Here is a 17,603-nt window from a genome sequence, read left to right as displayed (position 1 = left end):
CGTCGCCCAGCGTGTCGATCTCGATCGGAAAACGGATCCTCATCGGCTTTGTCGCCATCACCCTGGTGATGGTGGGGCTCGGCGTCTACGCGCTGGGCCAGATCGGAGCCGTCCGCGACAACACCGCGACGATCGTCACGCGCGACCTCAACATCGCGCGCAAGCTCGACGACCTCGGCAACAAGTCGCGCGACCTCGGCAGCCTTCGCCGCAACGGCGTCATCGCGGCTTTGATGCGCAACCGCCCCGATGGCGAGATCGCCGCGATCGTCGATACGTGGCGCCGCGTGGCGTCCGAGTCGGAAGCGATCCTCGTCGACACCATCCGCACCGCCGACGGCTATGGCGCCACGGCCCCCTCTCCCGAGCGCGCGGCGATCTGGAAGCGGCTCGGCGAGGCCGCCAGCGCCGCCGCGGTGGATTTCCGGAAGCTGCGCACCGCCAGCGAGGTGCAACTCGCCGCCATCTCGGCCAAGGACGTCGAGGGGGTGGAAGCCCGCAACGACGATCTCAATCGCATCCAGGACGAGTTCCTGCGTGATCTCGACCGCACCCGCGACCTGCTCGACCAGGGAATCGATGCGGGCCAGCGCCGCTCCAGCGACATCTACGAGCGCAGCCTCGTCTCCATCGGCCTCATTCTCGCTCTCTGCGTCGTCCTGAGCATCGTGGTCACGGGCCTCATCCGCCGGGGCGTGGTCAAGCCCCTCGAAGAGGTCATGGCCTTCGCCGAGCATGTGGGGTCGGGCGACCTGACGCGGACGCTCGCGCGCACCGGCTCCGACGAGATCGGCCGCCTGGCATCGACCCTGAACGCCATGGTCTCGGGCCTCGCCGACCTCGCCCGCACCAACCGGGCGGCCACCTCCGACCTCAATGCCGCCGCCGCCGAGATCCGCGCCTCCGCCCAGGAACAGGCGGCCAGCGTAGAAGAGCAGTTCGCGGCCGTGCAGGAGACCGCCGCCACGGTCGACGAGATCACCCATTCCGGCGCCCAGATCGGCAAGCGGGCGAGCGAGGTGATCGCCACCGCCCAATCCACCGCGCAGATCTCGCGGGCCGGCCTGCGGGCCGTGGCGGATACGGCCAAGGCCATGGATTCCATCCGCGAGCAGGCGGAGGCGGTGGCCGGCAACATCGTATCCCTCAGTGAGAAGACCCAGGCGATCGGCGAGATCATCACCACCGTCAACGACATCTCGGAGCGCACCCACCTCTTGGCGCTCAACGCGGCGATCGAGGCGGCGGCGGCGGGCGAGAGCGGCCGGAGCTTCGCCGTCGTCGCCTCGGAAATGAAACTGCTGGCCGATCAGGCCAAGGCGGCCACCGCGCAGGTGCGCACCATCCTCTCGGAGATCCAGCGGGGCATCAACACCTCGGTCATGCTCACCGAGGAGGCGGTCAAGCGCACCATGACCGGCAAGGCCCGCTCGGACACGACCCAGCGGACCATCGAGGAGATCACCGCCAAGGTCGAGGAGAGCGTCCAGACCTTCCAGCAGATCGTCGCCTCCACCAACCAGCAGCAGCTCGGCATCGAGCAGGTGATGGGGGCCCTCCAGAACATCCGGCAGGCGAGCCAGCAGACCGCCGCCGGTACCCGTGAGGTCGAGGCGGCCTCCGCCAATCTCACCGAACTCGCTCAGGCGCTCCTGACCCTCGCCGACCGATACCGGCACTGACGGGAGAGGCCGGGCGCAGCCGACCGATGGATATCCGCCAGCAGCTCCTCGCGGCCTTCGAGGTCGAGCATCGCGAGCATATCGATGCGATCCGCGCTGCCTTGGCCGGTGCGGCCGGGAACGTCCCTCCCGACTGGAACGACGTGTTCCGCCGGGCGCACAGCCTGAAGGGCGCCTCGCGGGCGGTGGACCTGCCCAGGGTCGAGGCCGTGGCGCATCGCCTCGAGACCCTGTTCGAGCGGATCGTCGCCGGCGACGCCGCCCTCGACCGCGAGGCGACGGGCGCCGTCCACCTCGCCCTGGACCGGATCGAGGCCTATGTCGCCGCCCTCAAGGGCGAAGCCGATCCGGCCATGCCGGCCGATGCGCTCGCGTCCCTCGACCGCTGCCTCGCCGGGCCGTCCCCGGTTCCCGCCGAGACGCCACCGGTCCGGACGGATCCGCCTGCGGTCGGTATCCCGGCGCAATCGCCGCCGCAGAAGCCCGCGCCGAATCTGGCGGACTCCACCGCCGATGCGGGAGCGCTGCTGCGCGTGCCCGCGGACGCGGTGGAGGCGATGACACGGGCCTCGCATGAATTGACCAGTGCGCTCGGCGCGGAATCCGTGGTGGCGGAGGGACTGGCGAAGCTCCAGCGGGACGCCGCCGCCCTCGGTCGCCGGGCCGAGACCCTTCGCGGGGCCGAGATCCTTCGCGGGGCAGAGGCCCGTAGCGGCAAGGGCCGAACCGAGCCCGGGGCGGATGCGTCCGGCCTCGACGCCATCAGGGCGGAGTTGCGCGGTTTCGAGACGGCCCTCCTAGCCCTCGCCCGCGATGCCGCGCTGCTCGCCCGGATCCGTACGGGCGCCATCGCCGCGGCGGACGCCGCCTCCGCCCGGATCGGACGCGAGGCCGAGCGACTGGCCCTCGTGCCGGCGGAGACCGTGTTCGGCGCGTTTCCACGGGCGCTCCGCGACATGGCTCGCGAGGCCGGCCGGGAGATCGACGTGGTGGCGCGCGGCCTCGACCTCCCCGTCGACCGCGCCATGCTGCAAGCGTTGAAGGACCCGGTCCTCCACGCCCTGCGCAATGCCTTGAGCCATGGCGCGGAGCCGCCCGAGCAGCGTGAACGCCGGGGCAAGCCGCCCGCGCTCTCGATTACCCTCGACGTCGCCGTGCGCGGCGGCCGCCTCGTCATCGGCATCCACGACGACGGAGGCGGGCCGGACCTGCGCGCCATCGAGGCGACGGCGCGGGCGCGCGGCCTGATCGGTGCCGCCGATGGCGATCCGGATTCCTTCCTCGCCCTCGTGTTCGAACCCGGCTTCTCCACCGCTTCCGCCGTCGACACCCTGTCCGGACGGGGCATCGGCCTGTCCGTCGTCGCCGATACGGTCCGGCGTCTCGGCGGCAGCGTCCGGCTCGAACCGCGTGTCCCGGCGGGGACGTCGCTCATCATGCACCTGCCGCTGTCCGCGGCGCGGCGGACCCTACTGCTGGTGGATGTCGGCGCCTCGATCTTCGCCCTGCCGAGCGCCAGCGTGGAGCGCCTCTTGCGCCTCGACCGATCGAGCCTCTCCTCGGTCATGGGCCGGACCATGGTGCGTCTGCCGAGGGAGGGCGGCGAGGATCTGTCTCTGCCCCTGGTGGACTTGGCGGGCCTCATCGGGGTGGCGGGCGAGGACAACCGTCCGGGCGAGGGCCGCCCGGTGACGGCGGTGCTGATGCGCGCGTGCGGCCGGTCCTGGGCGGTGCGGATCGATGCCCTGCGCGATGTCCGCAACCTTCTCGTCCTGCCGGCACCGCCCATCGGCGCGGACCCGCGTCTGATCTCGGGCACCGTCGTCCTGGGCGGTGATACGCCGGTCCTCGTCCTCGATCCCGATGGCCTCGCCGGCCGGGCGGGCGACCTGAACCATGCCGCGCCGGACCCTGCCGGCGAACCCTCCGGAACAGCCGCGCCCCCGCGACGTTCGACGATCCTGGTGGTCGACGATTCCATCACCACGCGAACCTTGGAGAAGGGCATTCTGGAATCGGCGGGTTACCGCGTCGTCGTCTGCGTCGACGGGCAGGACGCCCTCGACCGCCTCCGCGCCGGCATCGAGACAGTGGATCTGGTCGTGGCCGATGTGGAGATGCCGCGCCTCGACGGGTTCGGGCTGCTGAAGGCCTTGAGGGCGGACGAGGCCTTCTCCCGCCTTCCCCTGATCCTGATGACCTCGCGGGGGGATGCAGACGATGTCGCACGGGGGCTCGCTCTCGGCGCCGACGCCTATCTGACGAAACAGACGTTCGACCAGCGCCAGCTTCTCGACACGATCGGGCAATTATTGTGAGTGACGCCGAACAGACACCGATCGAGGTCCCTCCGGCGGCGAGACGGGGTACCCCCGTGCGCGTGATGCTGGTGGAGGATTCCCTCGTGGTTCGCGAGCTCCTGCGCCACATCGTGGGCCGCGACCCGCGCCTCGAAGTGGTGGCCGCCGTCGCGTCCGGCGAGGAGGCCCTGGCGGTGCTTCCCAATGCCCGCCCCGATGTCATCTCGATGGACATCCGTCTCCCCGGCATCGACGGTTTGGAAACGACGCGCCGGATCATGGCCGAGCGGCCGACGCCCATCGTCGTCATCGCCGATTCGGTGGAAGATTCCTCCCTGCGCATTTCCATGAACGCCCTGCGCGCGGGTGCGCTGTCCGTGGTGGAGAAGCCGGTGGCGACGACGCATGCCGGCTACGATGCCGTCTCCGCCGAGATCTGCACGCAATTGCGGATCATGGCCGCGGTGCCGGTGATCCGCCGTCGGCCGATCGGTTCGGAATGGGCCGGGCGCCGGTGGGCGCCCCTTTCGTCGTCGGACCTCGCCGCTCCGCCGGCTGCCTCGGACGCCGCCAGCGTCCTGGCGATCGCTGCCTCCACCGGCGGCCCGCCCGCCCTCGCCCGCGTCATCGGCGGGTTGCCCGACGGGTTCCCGCTTCCCGTCCTCGTGGTCCAGCACATGGGGCCCGCTTTCATGGAAGGCTTCGCCTCCTGGCTGAACGGTGTCGTGTCCCTGCCGGTCAGGCTCGCCGCCGATGGCGAGCGGGCCGAGCCGGGGCATGTCTACGTGGCGCCCGGCGATCGACATCTCGAATGGGCGCCCGGGGGATACCTCCGCATCTCGGATGCGGCGCCCGTGGGCGGCCAGCGCCCGGCCGCCACTGTCCTGTTCTCTTCCGTGGCCCGCCATGCCGGGGCGCGCGGCATCGGCGTCCTTCTCACCGGCATGGGCGAGGATGGAGCCACGGGGCTCCTCGCCATGCGCCAGGCCGGTGCCCAGACCGTGGCCGAGCACGAGAGCACCGCCGTCGTGTTCGGCATGCCGGCCGCCGCGATCCGGCTCTCGGGAGCCTCCGCGATCCTCCCCCTCGACCGGGTCGCTCCCCATCTCGTCCGCCTCGCTTTGCCCGGCCTCGCGGCGACGGACCCCTTCGCATGAGCGGTCCCGGCACTCCCGACGGTACCCTCCCCCGGCCCCGGATCCTGCTCGTCGAGGATTCGGAGACGCAGGCGCTGGAACTGCGTCTGCTCCTGGAGGGCCACGGCTTTTCGGTGGAGCGCTGCCCCACGGCGGAGATGGCCCTCGACCACCTCAACACCCGCCTCCCCGACCTTGTCGTGGCCGACCACCACCTGCCGGGAATGAACGGCGACGAGTTCACCCGCCAGCTTCGCCTGTCGCTTCGTACCCGCGCACTGCCCCTGCTGATGCTCACAGGCGCCCGCGACGGCGAACGCCAGGGGCTGGAGAGCGGCGCCGACGCCTATGTGGCGAAATCCGCCGACCGGGACATCCTGATCCTGCGTATCCGCGCCCTCCTGCGCGAGCGCCAGGGGGGCGGCGCCCCCGGCGACGGGCCGGGCGTGTCGGCCTTCCGGCGCGGCCGCGTGCTCGTGGTCGACGGCAGCGCCACCTATCGCACCTTCCTCGCCGGCCTCCTGGCGCATGAGGGGCACGAGGTTCGTACCGCCGCCACCCACGACGCCGCCCTCGCCGCCCTCGATGAGGCCGACGCCGCGTTCGATTGCGTGACCATCGACCTCCTCGGCCCCGCCTATGACGGCCTCGCCCTCTGCAGGGCCATCGACCGGCGCCGGGCGGCCGGGATCGAGGCGCGGGAGGCCGGCGCGCCGACCTTCCACCTCGTCGGCATCGCCGGCAGCGCCCCGGCCAAGGACTTCCTGGTGGAAGCCTATGCGGCGGGGGCCGACGACGTGGTCTCGAAGGCTGATGGCGAAGTCCTCGTCATCCGTGTCAGGGGTCTCGTCCGGCGCAAGCTCCTTGAGGAGGACGACCGCCGCATCGCCGGCGAGTTCGGCGCCCGCGAGCGCGCCCTCGAACGCGCGCGCGCCGAGGCCGAAGCGGCCGAGGCGCGTGCCGCCCTGGCCGGCGCCCTCGAACAGGCGAACCGCGACCTCGCCACCGCCAACCGCAAGCTCACGGATGCCCAGGCCAAGCTCGTCCAGGCCGCCAAGATGGCGTCCCTCGGCGAACTCGTCGCCGGCATCGCCCATGAGATCAACAATCCCCTCGCCTTCATCCTCGCGCATCAGGGCACGGTCGAGCGCCTGCTCGGCGAGATCGCGGCATCCGAGGCGGAACTCGCTTCCCACCGCGCGCTCGCCAAGTGCCGCGACCGCGTCGGCTCCATGCGCATGGGGCTCACGCGCATCCAGGATCTCGTCCTCAACCTGCGCAAGTTCTCACGCCTCGACGAAGGCGAGCGCACCCTCGTCAACGTTCCCGAATCGATCGAGACGGTGCTTGCCTTGATCCAGCACAAGCTCGGGACGCGGATCACCGTCGAACGCGACTTCTCGGGCCGTCCCGAGATCCACTGCACTCCCGCCCTTCTCAATCAGGTCGTCATGAACATCCTCGGCAATGCCGCCGATGCCATGCCGGAATCCGGCACCATCTCCATCGTCACACAGGAATTGCCCGAGACGGACGTAATCCGTATCAGCGATACCGGTCCCGGCATTCCCGAGACCCTGCGGGAAAAGATATTCGAGCCCTTCTTCACCACGAAGCCCGTGGGCGCGGGGACGGGCCTTGGGCTGGCGATTGCATACAGCGTGGTACAGGCGCATAGCGGCTCGCTCAGCGTGGAGACGGCCGAAGGGGGGGGAGCCTGTTTCGTGATCGGCATTCCGCGGCAGGCAGCGTAGACATGGTCAAAGGCACGATCCTCGCCGTCGATGACGAGCCGGACATCCTGATCGCCCTCGAAGACCTGTTCGAGGACGATTACACGGTCGTCACCACGACGAAGCCGTCCGAAGCGCTCGACATCCTCAGGGCGAGCCCGGACATCGCCGTGATCCTCTCCGATCAGCGGATGCCCGGCATGACCGGCGACGTCATGCTGGCCGAGGCGCGGGCGTTCCACGACGCGCAGACGATCCTGCTCACCGGCTATGCCGACATGAGCGCCGTCGTCGCCGCGCTCAACCGGGGTGGCATCACCGGCTACGTCACCAAGCCGTGGGACCCGGTCCTGCTGCGCGCCACCGTCCGTCAGGCCTTCGAGCGCCACAGCCTCGCCCGCGACCTCGCCACCGAGCGCGCCCTGCTGCTCGGGCTCCTGGACAATGCGGAAGACGCCATCGCGTTCAAGGACAAGGACGGGCGCTTCGTCCGCCTCAACGCGCGCAAGGCTAGCAGGCTCGGGCACACCGTCGCCGAGTGCCTCGGGCGCACCAGGGAGGAGATAGAAGGCAGGCCGAACGGTGAGAGCACCGCGCGCGAAGCCGATCGCGCCGCGATCGCGAGTGGAAGCATCTCTGAGACGGTCTCCGCCGAGGGGCCGCTGGGGGCGGAGCGCTGGAGCCATGTCACCCGCGTGCCGATTCGCGGTGCCGCCGGGGCCATCACCCACCTCGCCACCATCGAGCGGGACGTCACCGAGCAGAAGAACCTCGAGGCGCGCCTGCGCCAGTCGGACAAGATGCAGGCGCTGGGGACCCTCGCCGGTGGAATCGCCCACGACTTCAACAACCTTCTCACCGCGATCCTGGGTAGCCTCGAACTCGTCGGCCCCAGGATCGTCGACCAGCCGCGGGTCCAGCGCCTGGTCACCAACGCGACGCAGGCCGCGCAACGCGGTGCCTCACTGACGAAGCGCCTCCTCAGCTTCAGCCGGGCGCGTGACCTGCGCCCCCGGTCGGTGGACGTGAATGCCCTCGTCGCCGGGATGGACGTGCTGCTTGGCGGAAGCCTCGGCGGGCTCGTCACGGTGACCACCGATCTCGACGCCGCCCATCCGGCGGCCCGGGTCGATCCCGACCAGCTGGAACTCGCCATTCTCAACCTCTGTATCAACGCACGCGACGCCATGCCGGACGGGGGGTCGATCGCCATCGCAACGGGCGCGGTGACGGTGAGCGACGATCCCGACCTGGCTGCGGGCGACTACGTCACGGTGACGATCACCGATTCGGGCATGGGCATCCCGCCCGAGATCCTGGCGCGGGTGTGCGAACCGTTCTTCACCACGAAGTCGGTCGGCCAGGGCACCGGTCTCGGCCTCGCCATGGTGTTCGGCCTCACCCAGCAGTCGCAGGGCAAGCTGCGCATCACGAGCGAAGTCGAGAAGGGCACGAAGGTCGAGGTGTTTCTCCCTCGCGCGGACTTGGCCGAGGAGAGACCGCCCCTCGCCACCGTGACGGCGCCACGCGCTCTGAGCTCGGCGCGTATCCTCGTAGTGGACGACGATGCCGAGGTCCGCCACGTCACCGCGTCATTCCTCAACACCTTCGGCTACACCGAGACCGAAGCGGCCGACGGCGCGGCGGCGGTGGCCCTGTTGGAGCACTCCTCCTTCGACCTCATCGTGGCGGACCTCGCCATGCCGGGAATGACGGGCGTCGAACTCGCGGAGATCGTGCGTCGGCGCTGGTCGACCGTTCCGATCCTCATCGTGACCGGGCATGCCGAGGCGATCCCGATCCCCGAGGATTTGCCGGTTCTGCGCAAGCCCTTCGACTCGGCCGATTTGGCCGCTTTGGTGTCGGGGATGCTCGTCACCGCATAACGAGTCCCTCTGCGTCCGCTCGGTGCGCTCCCGCTGGGGGGACAGGGCCGAGGGTCCGGGCCCGGAGCGGTCAAGAAAAAAGGCGGCCTCTCGGCCGCCTTTTCGTCGTCAGGTGGAGGGAGCCGAGGCTTACGCCGCGTCGGAGACCTGCGACGGACCCGAATCAAGGCCGCGGGCATCCACGTCGCGATCGACGAACTCGATCACGGCGAGCGGAGCGTTGTCGCCGTAGCGGAAGCCGGCCTTCATGATGCGGCAGTAACCGCCGGGACGGGCGTTGTAGCGCGGGCCGAGAACCGCGAAGAGCTTGCGGACCATGGCCTCGTCGCGGATCTGCGACATGGCGAGGCGGCGCGTATGCAGGCTGTCGATCTTGCCCAGCGTGATCAGCTTCTCGATGACCGGACGCAGATCCTTGGCCTTCGGCAGGGTGGTGATGATCTGCTCGTGCTTGATCAGCGCGGCCGACATGTTGGCGAACATCGCCTTGCGGTGTTCGGTGGTGCGATTGAAGCGACGACCGCGAAATCCATGACGCATCTGGCTGTTCCTTGCTTATCTGGCCGCCGTGCCACGGTACGGCCGAGCGCCCCATGATCGGGGCTGTTCATTCCGCATGACCCCGCGGCGGGTTTTTTGTGAGCTGGCGTACAAGGTTGGACGCCGGCTGGATCGACCAAACCGGCGGCGCCGAGACGCGCCGCCAAGTCATGCCCGAGGCGGCTCGCCTCAGTAGTGCTCTTCGAAGCGCTTGGCGAGATCTTCGATGTTCTCCGGCGGCCAGCCGGGGATGTCCATGCCGAGGTGGAGACCCATCGCGGCCAGGACTTCCTTGATCTCGTTGAGCGACTTGCGACCGAAGTTCGGGGTGCGAAGCATCTCGCCCTCGGACTTCTGGATGAGGTCGCCGATATAGACGATGTTGTCGTTCTTCAGGCAGTTCGCCGAACGGACCGACAGCTCGAGTTCGTCGACCTTCTTGAGCAGCGCCGGGTTGAAGGGGAGCTGCGGCGCGAGCGGCTGCGCCTCCTCCTTGCGGGGCTCCTCGAAGTTCACGAACACCTGGAGCTGGTCCTGGAGGATGCGCGCGGCATAGGCCAGCGCGTCCTCCGGCGACACGGCGCCGTTGGTCTCGATCGTCATCGTCAGCTTGTCCTTGTCGAGATCCTGGCCCTCGCGGGTGGTCTCGATGCGGTAGGACACCTTGGTGACCGGCGAGAACAGGGCGTCGACCGGGATCAGACCGATGGGCGCGTCCTCGGGACGGTTGCGCTCGGCCGGGACGTAGCCCTTGCCGGTGGCGACGGTGAATTCCATCCGGATCTCGGCGCCATCGTCGAGGGTGCAGATGACGAGTTCGGGATTGAGGATCTGGATATCCCCGACGGCGGCGATGTCGCCGGCGGTGACGGTGCCCGGACCGGTCTTGCGCAGGGTCAGGCGCTTGGGCGCTTCGGTCTGCGACCGGATCGCGATGGTCTTGATGTTGAGGACGATGTCGGTGACGTCCTCACGCACGCCGGGGATCGACGAGAATTCGTGCAGCACGCCGTCGATCTGGACCGAGGTCACGGCCGCGCCCTGGAGCGACGACAGGAGAACCCGGCGCAGGGAGTTGCCGAGGGTGGTGCCGAAGCCGCGCTCGAGGGGCTCGGCGACGACGGTGGCGACCCGCTTGGGGTCATGCCCGGTCGAAACCTGGAGCTTGTTCGGCTTGATGAGCTCTTGCCAGTTCTTCTGTATGACCACGGTCCTACCTCTCGCACTTCCGACACGAGCCACTGCAGTGGTCGGTCCTTGAGCCCTTCCCGTGCATCGCCTTGCACGGCTCGGTCTCGAAAATCATGTACCCGCGACGCAGCGGGCGGTTATTGGGCCGCGACCCAGAGTTCCGGGACGAAGCTGTAGGCCCCGCCCTCCCGCGCCACGTAGCCGAGCGCCGGGAACTCCAGATGTCCGCCGGTGACGAAGGTTCTCTCGCTCGAGACCTCGTCCAGCATCCGCTTGCGCACCGCCCTCGCCCGATCCGGATCGACGTCGAAGACCATCGTGGCCTCCGGACGCTTGAACTGGATCGCCGGCAAATGGACGATATCCGCCCACATCAGGAGGGACGCGGAGCCCGAGACGATGCGAAAGCCGGTGTGACCCGGCGTATGCCCCGGCAAGGGAACTGCCGTGATGCCCGGAAGGACGTCACCATCGGTCATCGTCCGCACGCGGCCGGCATAGGGAGCCACCGCCTTCTGCGCATTCTCGAAATACGGCCGGGCTCCCGCGGGAGCCCGTGAGATCGCATCGTCCGCCAGCCAGTGAGCGCTCTCGGCCTGATGCAGGACGAGTTCCGCGTTGGGATAGGCCGCCGAACCGTCGTCGTGGATCAAGCCACCGGCATGATCGGGATGGAGATGCGTGAGCAGCACCGTCTCGATGTCGCTCGGGCTGACCCCCGCCGCAGCGAGCGCGGCCGGAACCCGACCGAGCGTGTCGCCACCGAAACGGCCCATGCCCGAATCGATGAGGATCGGCTTCCGGCCGGGCCCCTCGATCAGGTAGGCGTTGAGCGTGATCCGAGGGGCCTGCGCACGAAAGCCGGCCGCCTGAAGCGAACCGGCCTCGTCCGACCCGATCCCGGTGACGAGATCGAGGGAGCCTTGAAGGTAACCGTCATTCAGAACGGTGACGGTCAGATCGCCAAGGCTCCAACGTAGAACGCCGGGGAGCGCCTTCACGGCATCGGGCACACGTTTCTCCGCTTTCACACCAAAGGGCCGAGCAACGAACCGGTATCAGACGCGACGACGCTTGCGCGGACGGCAGCCGTTATGCGGGATCGACGTCACGTCGCGGATGGAGGTCACGGTGAAGCCGGCGGCCTGCAGCGCGCGGAGCGCCGATTCACGGCCCGAACCGGGACCGGACACCTCGACTTCGAGGGTGCGCATGCCGTGCTCGGAGGCCTTGCGGGCGGCGTCCTCGGCGGCGACCTGGGCGGCGTAAGGCGTCGACTTGCGCGAACCCTTGAAGCCCATGGCGCCGGCGGACGACCAGGAGATGGTGTTGCCCTGCGCGTCGGTGATGGTGATCATCGTGTTGTTGAACGAGGCGTTCACGTGGGCGACGCCCGACACGATGTTCTTGCGTTCGCGGCGGCGAATGCGGGTTGCTTCCTTGGCCATTGTCTCTCGTCTCGTCCTTCAGGCGCGCCCGTCATTCCAGGCGCTCGGGATTTTTGTGCGGTGCCGGCGGCGCGGCTCAGGATGACCGTTCCGCCATACGGGCTGCCGCTAGCGGGCCACCCGGCGCGACAGAAGGGAGGCAGAGCGAAGCGCTGCCTCCCAATCTCGAAAAATTACTTCTTCTTGCCGGCGATCGGCTTCGACTTGCCCTTGCGGGTGCGCGCATTGGTATGCGTACGCTGACCGCGGACGGGGAGATTGCGGCGATGACGCAGGCCGCGGTAGCAGCCGAGGTCCATCAGACGCTTGATGTTCATCGACACTTCACGGCGCAGATCGCCCTCGACGATGTAGTCGCGGTCGATCGTCTCGCGGATCGACAGCACCTCGGCGTCGGTCAGCTGGTTCACGCGGCGCTCGGCGGGGATGCCGACCTTGCCGGTGATCTCTTCGGCCTTCTTCGCGCCGATGCCGTGAATGTACTGCAGCGCGATGACGACGCGCTTGTTGGTCGGGATGTTGACGCCTGCGATACGGGCCAAGGTCTCACTCCATTGGGCGCTCGGACGCTGCGGTCCGGCCCTGCTGTGTCACGCGCGTCCGGTGGAGGCCGGCCCCTGCGCGCCGCCCATAACGACAAATCGGCCCGCAGCGCCTCTTGAACCAAGGCACTCCAGACCCATCACGCATGGACGAATAACGGCCTGCTAGCGCGGGCCGACGATATTGTCAACGTCCAACGGGACGAAGAATTCAGGACGCGGTGGTGCTGGCCAGAGGCTCGAGGAGAGCCATCACCTCGTTTGTCACGTCGTCCACCGGCTTCATGCCGTCTACGGTCCGAAGCATGCCGAGGCTCGAATAATAAGCCGACAGAGGCGCCGTCTGCGCGCGGAAAGCGGCGAGGCGAGTCTTGAACACTTCCGGCGTGTCATCCTTGCGGACGGGTTCCCCGCGTGCCGCGGTCTCGGCTGCGCGCTTGGCGATGCGCCCGACCAGGATCTCTTCGTTCACTGCGAACTCAACGACCGTGTCGAGCGACAGGTTCTTCTCGGCCAGCATCCTGTCCAGGGCCGCGGCCTGCTCCACCGTACGGGGGAACCCGTCGAGGATGAAGCCGGGGCGGGCATCCGCCTCCTCGATCCGGTCGGCGACGATTCCAACCACGACGGAATCCGGAACGAGCCCGCCACTTTCCATGATCGACTTCGCTTCGAGGCCGACGGGTGTTCCCGCAGCCACGGCCGCGCGCAGCATGTCGCCCGTGGAAAGCTGCGGAATGCCGAAACGCTCGACGATCCGGGCCGACTGGGTTCCCTTGCCGGCTCCAGGTGGTCCGAGCAGAATGATCCGCATAGCGTCGTTGTCCTCGTCCGGTAGCCGCTTCGGGCGTTATGGTTCAGGCGTTCAGGGCGCAGGGAGGCGATGCCTTCCGGCATCGCCCTGGTCTATCGGCTTCGTCACGGGTGGCTCAGCGGCGCCGCGTGGCACCGCGCAGCTTCGCCTTCTTCACGAGGCCCTCATACTGGTGGGCCATCAGATGTCCATGGACCTGAGCCACCGTATCCATCGTCACGGAGACGACGATGAGGAGCGAGGTGCCGCCGAATCCGAGGCTTGCCGATGCGTAGGAGGCCAGGATCTCCGGCACAAGACAGACGAAAGTCAAATACAGCGCGCCGATGAGGGTGATGCGCGTCAGCACCTTGTCGATGAAGGTGGCGGTGCGCTCGCCCGGACGGATGCCGGGAATGAAGCCGCCCTGCTTCTTCAGGTTGTCCGCCGTCTCCTGCGGATTGAAGACCACCGCAGTGTAGAAGAACGCGAAGAAGATGATCAGCGCCGCGTAGAGAACCATGTAGAGCGGCCGGCCATGGCCGAGATAGGTCGTGATCGTCGCCAGCACCCCGGTACCGCCATTATTGGCCGAGAAGCTCGCCACGGTGGCGGGCAGCAGTAGCAGCGACGACGCGAAGATCGGCGGGATCACGCCGGCGGTGTTCAGCTTCAGTGGCAGGAACGAGGTCTGGCCCTCGTACATGCGGTTACCGACCTGGCGCTTGGGGTAGTTGATCAGGAGCCGGCGCTGAGCCCGCTCCATGAACACGATGAAGTAGACGAGGACGATGGCCGCGAGGCCGACGCCCAGGATGACGGCGGCGGACAGCGCACCGGTCCGGCTCAGTTCCAGCGCACCGACGATGGCGGTGGGCAGATGGGCGACGATGCCGGCGAAGATGATGAGGGACGAGCCGTTGCCGATCCCGCGAGACGTGATCTGCTCGCCGATCCACATCAGGAACAGGGTTCCGCCGGTCAGCGTGATGACGGTGGACAGGATGAAGAACGGGCCCGGATCGATCGCGGCGCTCGAACTCTGGAGGCCGAAGGCGATGCCCCAGCTCTGAACCAGCGCCAGCACCACCGTGAGATAGCGGGTATACTGGTTGATGACCTTGCGGCCGGATTCGCCCTCCTTCTTCAGCGTCTCGAGGCTCGGGATCACCGAGGTGAGAAGCTGGATGATGATGGAGGCCGAGATGTACGGCATGATGTTGAGGGCGAAGATCGCCATGCGCTCGACGGCACCGCCGGAGAACATGTTGAACAGCCCGAGGACGCCGCCCGCCTGCTGCTGGAAGTTCCGCGCGAACTGCTCGGGGTCGATGCCGGGGATAGGGATGTAGGTGCCGAGGCGGAACACCACGAGCGCGCCCAGCGTGAACCAGATGCGCTTCTTGAGCTCGTCGGCCTTGGCGATGGCCCCGAAATTGAGGTTCGCGGCAAGCTGCTCGGCGGCTGAGGCCATGGCACCCGTTCCTGAAATCGATCCAGATTGGGGGTTGAAGCACCCCCGAACAAACTGAAACGGCGGCCACGCGCAGGTCGCACGGGCCGCCGCTCAGAGCTTCGACTTAAAGTCTGCCCCGACGCTACGCAACAGCGGCGTCGGAAGACTTATTCCGCGGAAGGCTTGCCGCGGGTGGAGATGCCGGCACCATAAGCGACGTTGACCGTGCCGCCGATCTTCTCGACAGCCTCGACCGCCGACTTCGATGCGCGGGTGACCTCGAAGGAGAGCTTCGCGGTCAGTTCGCCGACGCCGAGCAGCTTCACGCCGTCACGGGGACGAGCGATGATTCCGGCGGTGACGAGGGATTCCACCGTGACAACCGCCGAAGCGTCGAGACGGCCGGCGTCCACAGCCTGCTGGACGCGACCGAGGTTCACCTCGTTCAGGTCCGTGGAGTACAGGTTGTTGAAGCCGCGCTTGGGCAGGCGACGGTGAAGCGGCATCTGGCCGCCCTCGAAGCCCTTGATCGAAACGCCGGTGCGGGCCTTCTGACCCTTGACGCCGCGACCAGCGGTCTTTCCCTTGCCGGAGCCGATGCCCCGGCCGACGCGCATCCGGTTCTTGGTTGCGCCGTCGTTATCGTGGATTTCGTTCAGTTTCATGATGCCCTCCCTCAGGCCGCGTCGTCGAGGACGCGCACGAGGTGGTGCACCTTGCGGATCATTCCGCGCACGGAGGGAGTATCCTCCAGCGTGGCCACCCGGTGCAGCTTGTTGAGCTTAAGGCCGATCAGCGTCGCACGCTGGTCGCCCTCGCGGCGGATCGGCGAGCCGATCTGCTCGACGCGGAGAGTCTTCGTTGCCATTGCACCCTCCCCTTAAGCGACTGCGGCTTCGGACAGGTCGGACGGATCGGCATCGCGACGGCGAGCCTGAAGCGTCGACACCTTGAGACCCCGACGGGCAGCCACGGCGCGCGGGCTGTCCTCGTTCTTCAGCGCCTCGAAGGTGGCGCGGACGAGGTTGTAGGGGTTCGACGAGCCGAGCGACTTGGCCACGACGTCCTGCATGCCCAGCGTCTCGAAGACGGCGCGCATCGGGCCGCCGGCGATGATGCCGGTACCCTGGGGGGCGGCGCGAAGGATGACCTTGCCCGCACCGTGACGTCCGTAGACGTCGTGGTGGAGGGTGCGGCCCTCGCGCAGGGCGACACGGACGAGACCGCGCTTGGCGGCTTCCGTGGCCTTGCGGATGGCTTCCGGCACTTCGCGTGCCTTGCCGTGGCCGAAGCCGACGCGGCCCTTCTGGTCGCCGACGACGACGAGGGCAGCGAAACCGAAGCGACGGCCGCCCTTCACCACCTTGGCGACACGGTTGATGTGGACGAGCTTGTCCACGAATTCGCTGTCGCGCTCCTCGCGCTCATCGCGGCGGCCGCGGCCACCGCCTTCCCGTTCACGTGCCATGTTTGAATCCTGTCTCACTAACGCAGGCGGCGGAGCCCGCTCGCTTGATAGCTTGTCCGAGGGACGGCCTGTGCCGCCCCTCCCCGCCTAGTCTTAGAATTCGAGGCCACCCTCACGGGCGGCATCGGCGAGCGCCTTGACGCGCCCGTGATAGATGTAGCCTGAGCGGTCGAAGATCACCTTGGTGACCCCGGCGGCCTTGGCGCGCTCGGCGACGAGCTTGCCGACAGCCGCGGCCGCTGCCGTATCGGCACCGGTCTTCAGGCCCGGGCGCAGATCCTTGTCGAGGGTCGAGGCGGCGGCGAGGGTCTTGCCCTCGGCGTCGTCGATGACCTGGACGTAGATCTGCTTTGAGGAACGGAACACCGAAAGCCGGGGCCGTCCATTCGCCGCCGCCCGCAGCGCGCGGCGCACACGCGCCTTGCGGCGGTCGAGTGCATCGATTTTGCGTGACATGATGGCCGGCCCTTACTTCTTCTTGCCTTCCTTGCGGAAGATGAACTCACCCGCGTACCGCACGCCCTTGCCCTTGTAGGGCTCGGGACCGCGATAATCGCGAATCTCGGCTGCCACCTGTCCCACCACCTGCCGGTCGATGCCGGAGATGACGATCTCGGTGGGCTTGGGCACCGCGATCGTGATCCCGACCGGGATCGCGTACTCGATGTCGTGGCTGTAGCCGAGGGAGAGCTTGAGGGCCTTGCCGGCCATGGCGGCACGATAACCGACGCCGGTGATCTCGAGCTTCTTCTCGAACCCCTTGGAGACGCCCTCGACGAGGTTCGCCACCTGGGCCCGGGAGGTGCCCCACAGCGAGCGGGCCTCCTTGGTCTGGTTCTTGGGCAGCACCGAGACGGCGCCGTCCTCGAACTTCACGTCCACCACATTGGGGACGACGTATTTGAGCTCACCCTTGGAGCCCTTCATCGTTACCGTCTGACCGGTCACCGTGGCCGTCACACCGGACGGGACGGGAACGGGCTTCTTGCCTACGCGAGACATTGCCTTTCCTCCAAGTCCGAGATCAGAACACCTTGCAGAGCACTTCGCCGCCGACGTTGCGCTCACGCGCCTCGTGGTCGGCCATGACGCCCTGCGGGGTGGACACGATGGTGACGCCGAGGCCATCGGCGACGCGGGGAAGTTCGGTCACGGCCGAATAAACACGGCGGCCGGGCTTCGAGACGCGCTGGATCGAGCGGATGACGGGCTGGCCGTCATAATACTTGAGCTCGATCGAGAACTCGGTGCGGCCGTTGCCGAAATCGGTCGTGGCATAATCGCGAATGTAGCCCTCGGCCTTGAGGACGTCGAGAACGCTCGCACGGAGACGCGAGCCGGGCGTCTGAACGACGTTGCGGCGGCGCATCTGGCCGTTGCGGATGCGGGTGAGCATATCACCCACGGGATCGTTGACCATGGTGTCTG

At 68.0% G+C, this 17,603-nt stretch carries 18 protein-coding genes; 5 read left to right on the top strand and 13 right to left on the bottom strand.

All coding sequences use genetic code 11. From position 1 onward, the window contains the following. Positions 1–11 precede the first annotated feature (11 nt). From K368_RS0114645 to K368_RS0114625, 5 genes are all read left to right on the top strand, one after another. The gene (locus K368_RS0114645) at positions 12–1,682 is read left to right on the top strand and encodes a methyl-accepting chemotaxis protein (protein WP_027172984.1); all 1,671 of its coding nucleotides are present in this window, start codon (positions 12–14) and stop codon (positions 1,680–1,682) included. Between the two features lie 26 nt (positions 1,683–1,708). Then, positions 1,709–4,000 (top strand): response regulator, encoded by a 2,292-nt coding sequence (locus K368_RS0114640; protein WP_027172983.1) that lies wholly within the window; start codon positions 1,709–1,711, stop codon positions 3,998–4,000. 65 nt (positions 4,001–4,065) lie between these two features. Then, positions 4,066–5,139 (top strand): chemotaxis-specific protein-glutamate methyltransferase CheB, encoded by a 1,074-nt coding sequence (gene cheB / locus K368_RS0114635; protein ID WP_036266339.1) that lies wholly within the window; start codon positions 4,066–4,068, stop codon positions 5,137–5,139. After that, complete coding sequence (locus K368_RS0114630; RefSeq protein WP_027172981.1) at positions 5,136–6,872, top strand: response regulator; 1,737 nt, start codon at positions 5,136–5,138, stop codon at positions 6,870–6,872. Before cheB ends, K368_RS0114630 begins: the two co-directional genes overlap by 4 nt. 2 nt (positions 6,873–6,874) lie before the next feature. Further along, a complete protein-coding gene (locus K368_RS0114625; protein WP_027172980.1) occupies positions 6,875–8,737 on the top strand; it encodes a response regulator in 1,863 nt (620 codons plus the stop codon). A gap of 129 nt (positions 8,738–8,866) precedes the next feature. Here K368_RS0114625 and rplQ read toward each other — a convergent pair whose 3' ends face one another. The 13 genes from rplQ to rpsH form a co-directional block, all read right to left on the bottom strand. Then, positions 8,867–9,277: a 50S ribosomal protein L17 gene (rplQ, locus tag K368_RS0114620; protein WP_018044203.1), complete on the bottom strand. Its 411-nt coding sequence runs from the start codon at positions 9,275–9,277 to the stop codon at positions 8,867–8,869. Positions 9,278–9,466: 189 nt separating this feature from the next. Next, on the bottom strand, positions 9,467–10,486 hold the full coding sequence (locus tag K368_RS0114615; RefSeq protein ID WP_018044204.1) for a DNA-directed RNA polymerase subunit alpha: 1,020 nt from the start codon (positions 10,484–10,486) through the stop codon (positions 9,467–9,469). Positions 10,487–10,605: 119 nt separating this feature from the next. Then, a complete protein-coding gene (locus tag K368_RS0114610) occupies positions 10,606–11,481 on the bottom strand; it encodes an MBL fold metallo-hydrolase (protein ID WP_027172979.1) in 876 nt (291 codons plus the stop codon). A 45-nt stretch (positions 11,482–11,526) separates the two neighbouring features. Further along, positions 11,527–11,916, bottom strand: a complete 390-nt coding sequence (rpsK, locus tag K368_RS0114605) for a 30S ribosomal protein S11 (protein WP_018044206.1) — start codon at positions 11,914–11,916, stop codon at positions 11,527–11,529. A 173-nt stretch (positions 11,917–12,089) separates the two neighbouring features. After that, the gene (rpsM, locus tag K368_RS0114600; protein ID WP_018044207.1) at positions 12,090–12,458 is read right to left on the bottom strand and encodes a 30S ribosomal protein S13; all 369 of its coding nucleotides are present in this window, start codon (positions 12,456–12,458) and stop codon (positions 12,090–12,092) included. 211 nt (positions 12,459–12,669) lie between these two features. Then, entirely contained in the window at positions 12,670–13,272 is a 603-nt protein-coding gene (locus K368_RS0114595; RefSeq protein WP_027172978.1) for an adenylate kinase, read from the bottom strand. Positions 13,273–13,387: 115 nt separating this feature from the next. Beyond that, positions 13,388–14,725 carry a preprotein translocase subunit SecY gene (gene secY / locus K368_RS0114590; protein ID WP_018044209.1) on the bottom strand — a complete coding sequence of 446 codons (1,338 nt, stop codon included), beginning with the start codon at positions 14,723–14,725 and terminating at the stop codon, positions 13,388–13,390. A gap of 149 nt (positions 14,726–14,874) precedes the next feature. Continuing rightward, complete coding sequence (gene rplO / locus K368_RS0114585; RefSeq protein ID WP_027172977.1) at positions 14,875–15,372, bottom strand: 50S ribosomal protein L15; 498 nt, start codon at positions 15,370–15,372, stop codon at positions 14,875–14,877. An 11-nt stretch (positions 15,373–15,383) separates the two neighbouring features. After that, positions 15,384–15,575 (bottom strand): 50S ribosomal protein L30, encoded by a 192-nt coding sequence (rpmD, locus tag K368_RS0114580; RefSeq protein ID WP_018044211.1) that lies wholly within the window; start codon positions 15,573–15,575, stop codon positions 15,384–15,386. Positions 15,576–15,587: 12 nt separating this feature from the next. Then, positions 15,588–16,175, bottom strand: a complete 588-nt coding sequence (gene rpsE / locus K368_RS0114575) for a 30S ribosomal protein S5 (RefSeq protein ID WP_018044212.1) — start codon at positions 16,173–16,175, stop codon at positions 15,588–15,590. A 93-nt stretch (positions 16,176–16,268) separates the two neighbouring features. Next, complete coding sequence (gene rplR, locus K368_RS0114570; RefSeq protein ID WP_027172976.1) at positions 16,269–16,631, bottom strand: 50S ribosomal protein L18; 363 nt, start codon at positions 16,629–16,631, stop codon at positions 16,269–16,271. Between the two features lie 12 nt (positions 16,632–16,643). Continuing rightward, positions 16,644–17,177 (bottom strand): 50S ribosomal protein L6, encoded by a 534-nt coding sequence (gene rplF / locus K368_RS0114565; protein ID WP_027172975.1) that lies wholly within the window; start codon positions 17,175–17,177, stop codon positions 16,644–16,646. Between the two features lie 22 nt (positions 17,178–17,199). Then, on the bottom strand, positions 17,200–17,595 hold the full coding sequence (gene rpsH, locus K368_RS0114560; protein WP_018044215.1) for a 30S ribosomal protein S8: 396 nt from the start codon (positions 17,593–17,595) through the stop codon (positions 17,200–17,202). Between the last annotated feature and the right edge of the window lie 8 nt (positions 17,596–17,603).

The sequence above is a fragment of the Methylobacterium sp. 10 genome, from assembly GCF_000519085.1.
GTDB lineage: Bacteria > Pseudomonadota > Alphaproteobacteria > Rhizobiales > Beijerinckiaceae > Methylobacterium.
The sequence above is the reverse complement of the archived record's forward strand: the minus strand, read 5'-3'. Positions and strand labels throughout refer to the sequence as shown.

Excerpts from the sequence above, each read along its gene's own strand:
- K368_RS0114640 (WP_027172983.1), top strand. The coding sequence starts at position 1,709 with ATGGATATCCGCCAGCAGCTCCTCGCGGCCTTCGAGGTCGAGCATCGC.
- cheB (WP_036266339.1), top strand. The coding sequence starts at position 4,066 with ATGCTGGTGGAGGATTCCCTCGTGGTTCGCGAGCTCCTGCGCCACATC.
- K368_RS0114630 (WP_027172981.1), top strand. The coding sequence starts at position 5,136 with ATGAGCGGTCCCGGCACTCCCGACGGTACCCTCCCCCGGCCCCGGATC.
- K368_RS0114625 (WP_027172980.1), top strand. The coding sequence starts at position 6,875 with ATGGTCAAAGGCACGATCCTCGCCGTCGATGACGAGCCGGACATCCTG.
- rplQ (WP_018044203.1), bottom strand. The coding sequence starts at position 9,277 with ATGCGTCATGGATTTCGCGGTCGTCGCTTCAATCGCACCACCGAACAC.
- rpsK (WP_018044206.1), bottom strand. The coding sequence starts at position 11,916 with ATGGCCAAGGAAGCAACCCGCATTCGCCGCCGCGAACGCAAGAACATC.
- K368_RS0114595 (WP_027172978.1), bottom strand. The coding sequence starts at position 13,272 with ATGCGGATCATTCTGCTCGGACCACCTGGAGCCGGCAAGGGAACCCAG.
- secY (WP_018044209.1), bottom strand. The coding sequence starts at position 14,725 with ATGGCCTCAGCCGCCGAGCAGCTTGCCGCGAACCTCAATTTCGGGGCC.
- rplO (WP_027172977.1), bottom strand. The coding sequence starts at position 15,372 with ATGAAACTGAACGAAATCCACGATAACGACGGCGCAACCAAGAACCGG.
- rpmD (WP_018044211.1), bottom strand. The coding sequence starts at position 15,575 with ATGGCAACGAAGACTCTCCGCGTCGAGCAGATCGGCTCGCCGATCCGC.
- rpsE (WP_018044212.1), bottom strand. The coding sequence starts at position 16,175 with ATGGCACGTGAACGGGAAGGCGGTGGCCGCGGCCGCCGCGATGAGCGC.
- rplR (WP_027172976.1), bottom strand. The coding sequence starts at position 16,631 with ATGTCACGCAAAATCGATGCACTCGACCGCCGCAAGGCGCGTGTGCGC.
- rplF (WP_027172975.1), bottom strand. The coding sequence starts at position 17,177 with ATGTCTCGCGTAGGCAAGAAGCCCGTTCCCGTCCCGTCCGGTGTGACG.
- rpsH (WP_018044215.1), bottom strand. The coding sequence starts at position 17,595 with ATGGTCAACGATCCCGTGGGTGATATGCTCACCCGCATCCGCAACGGC.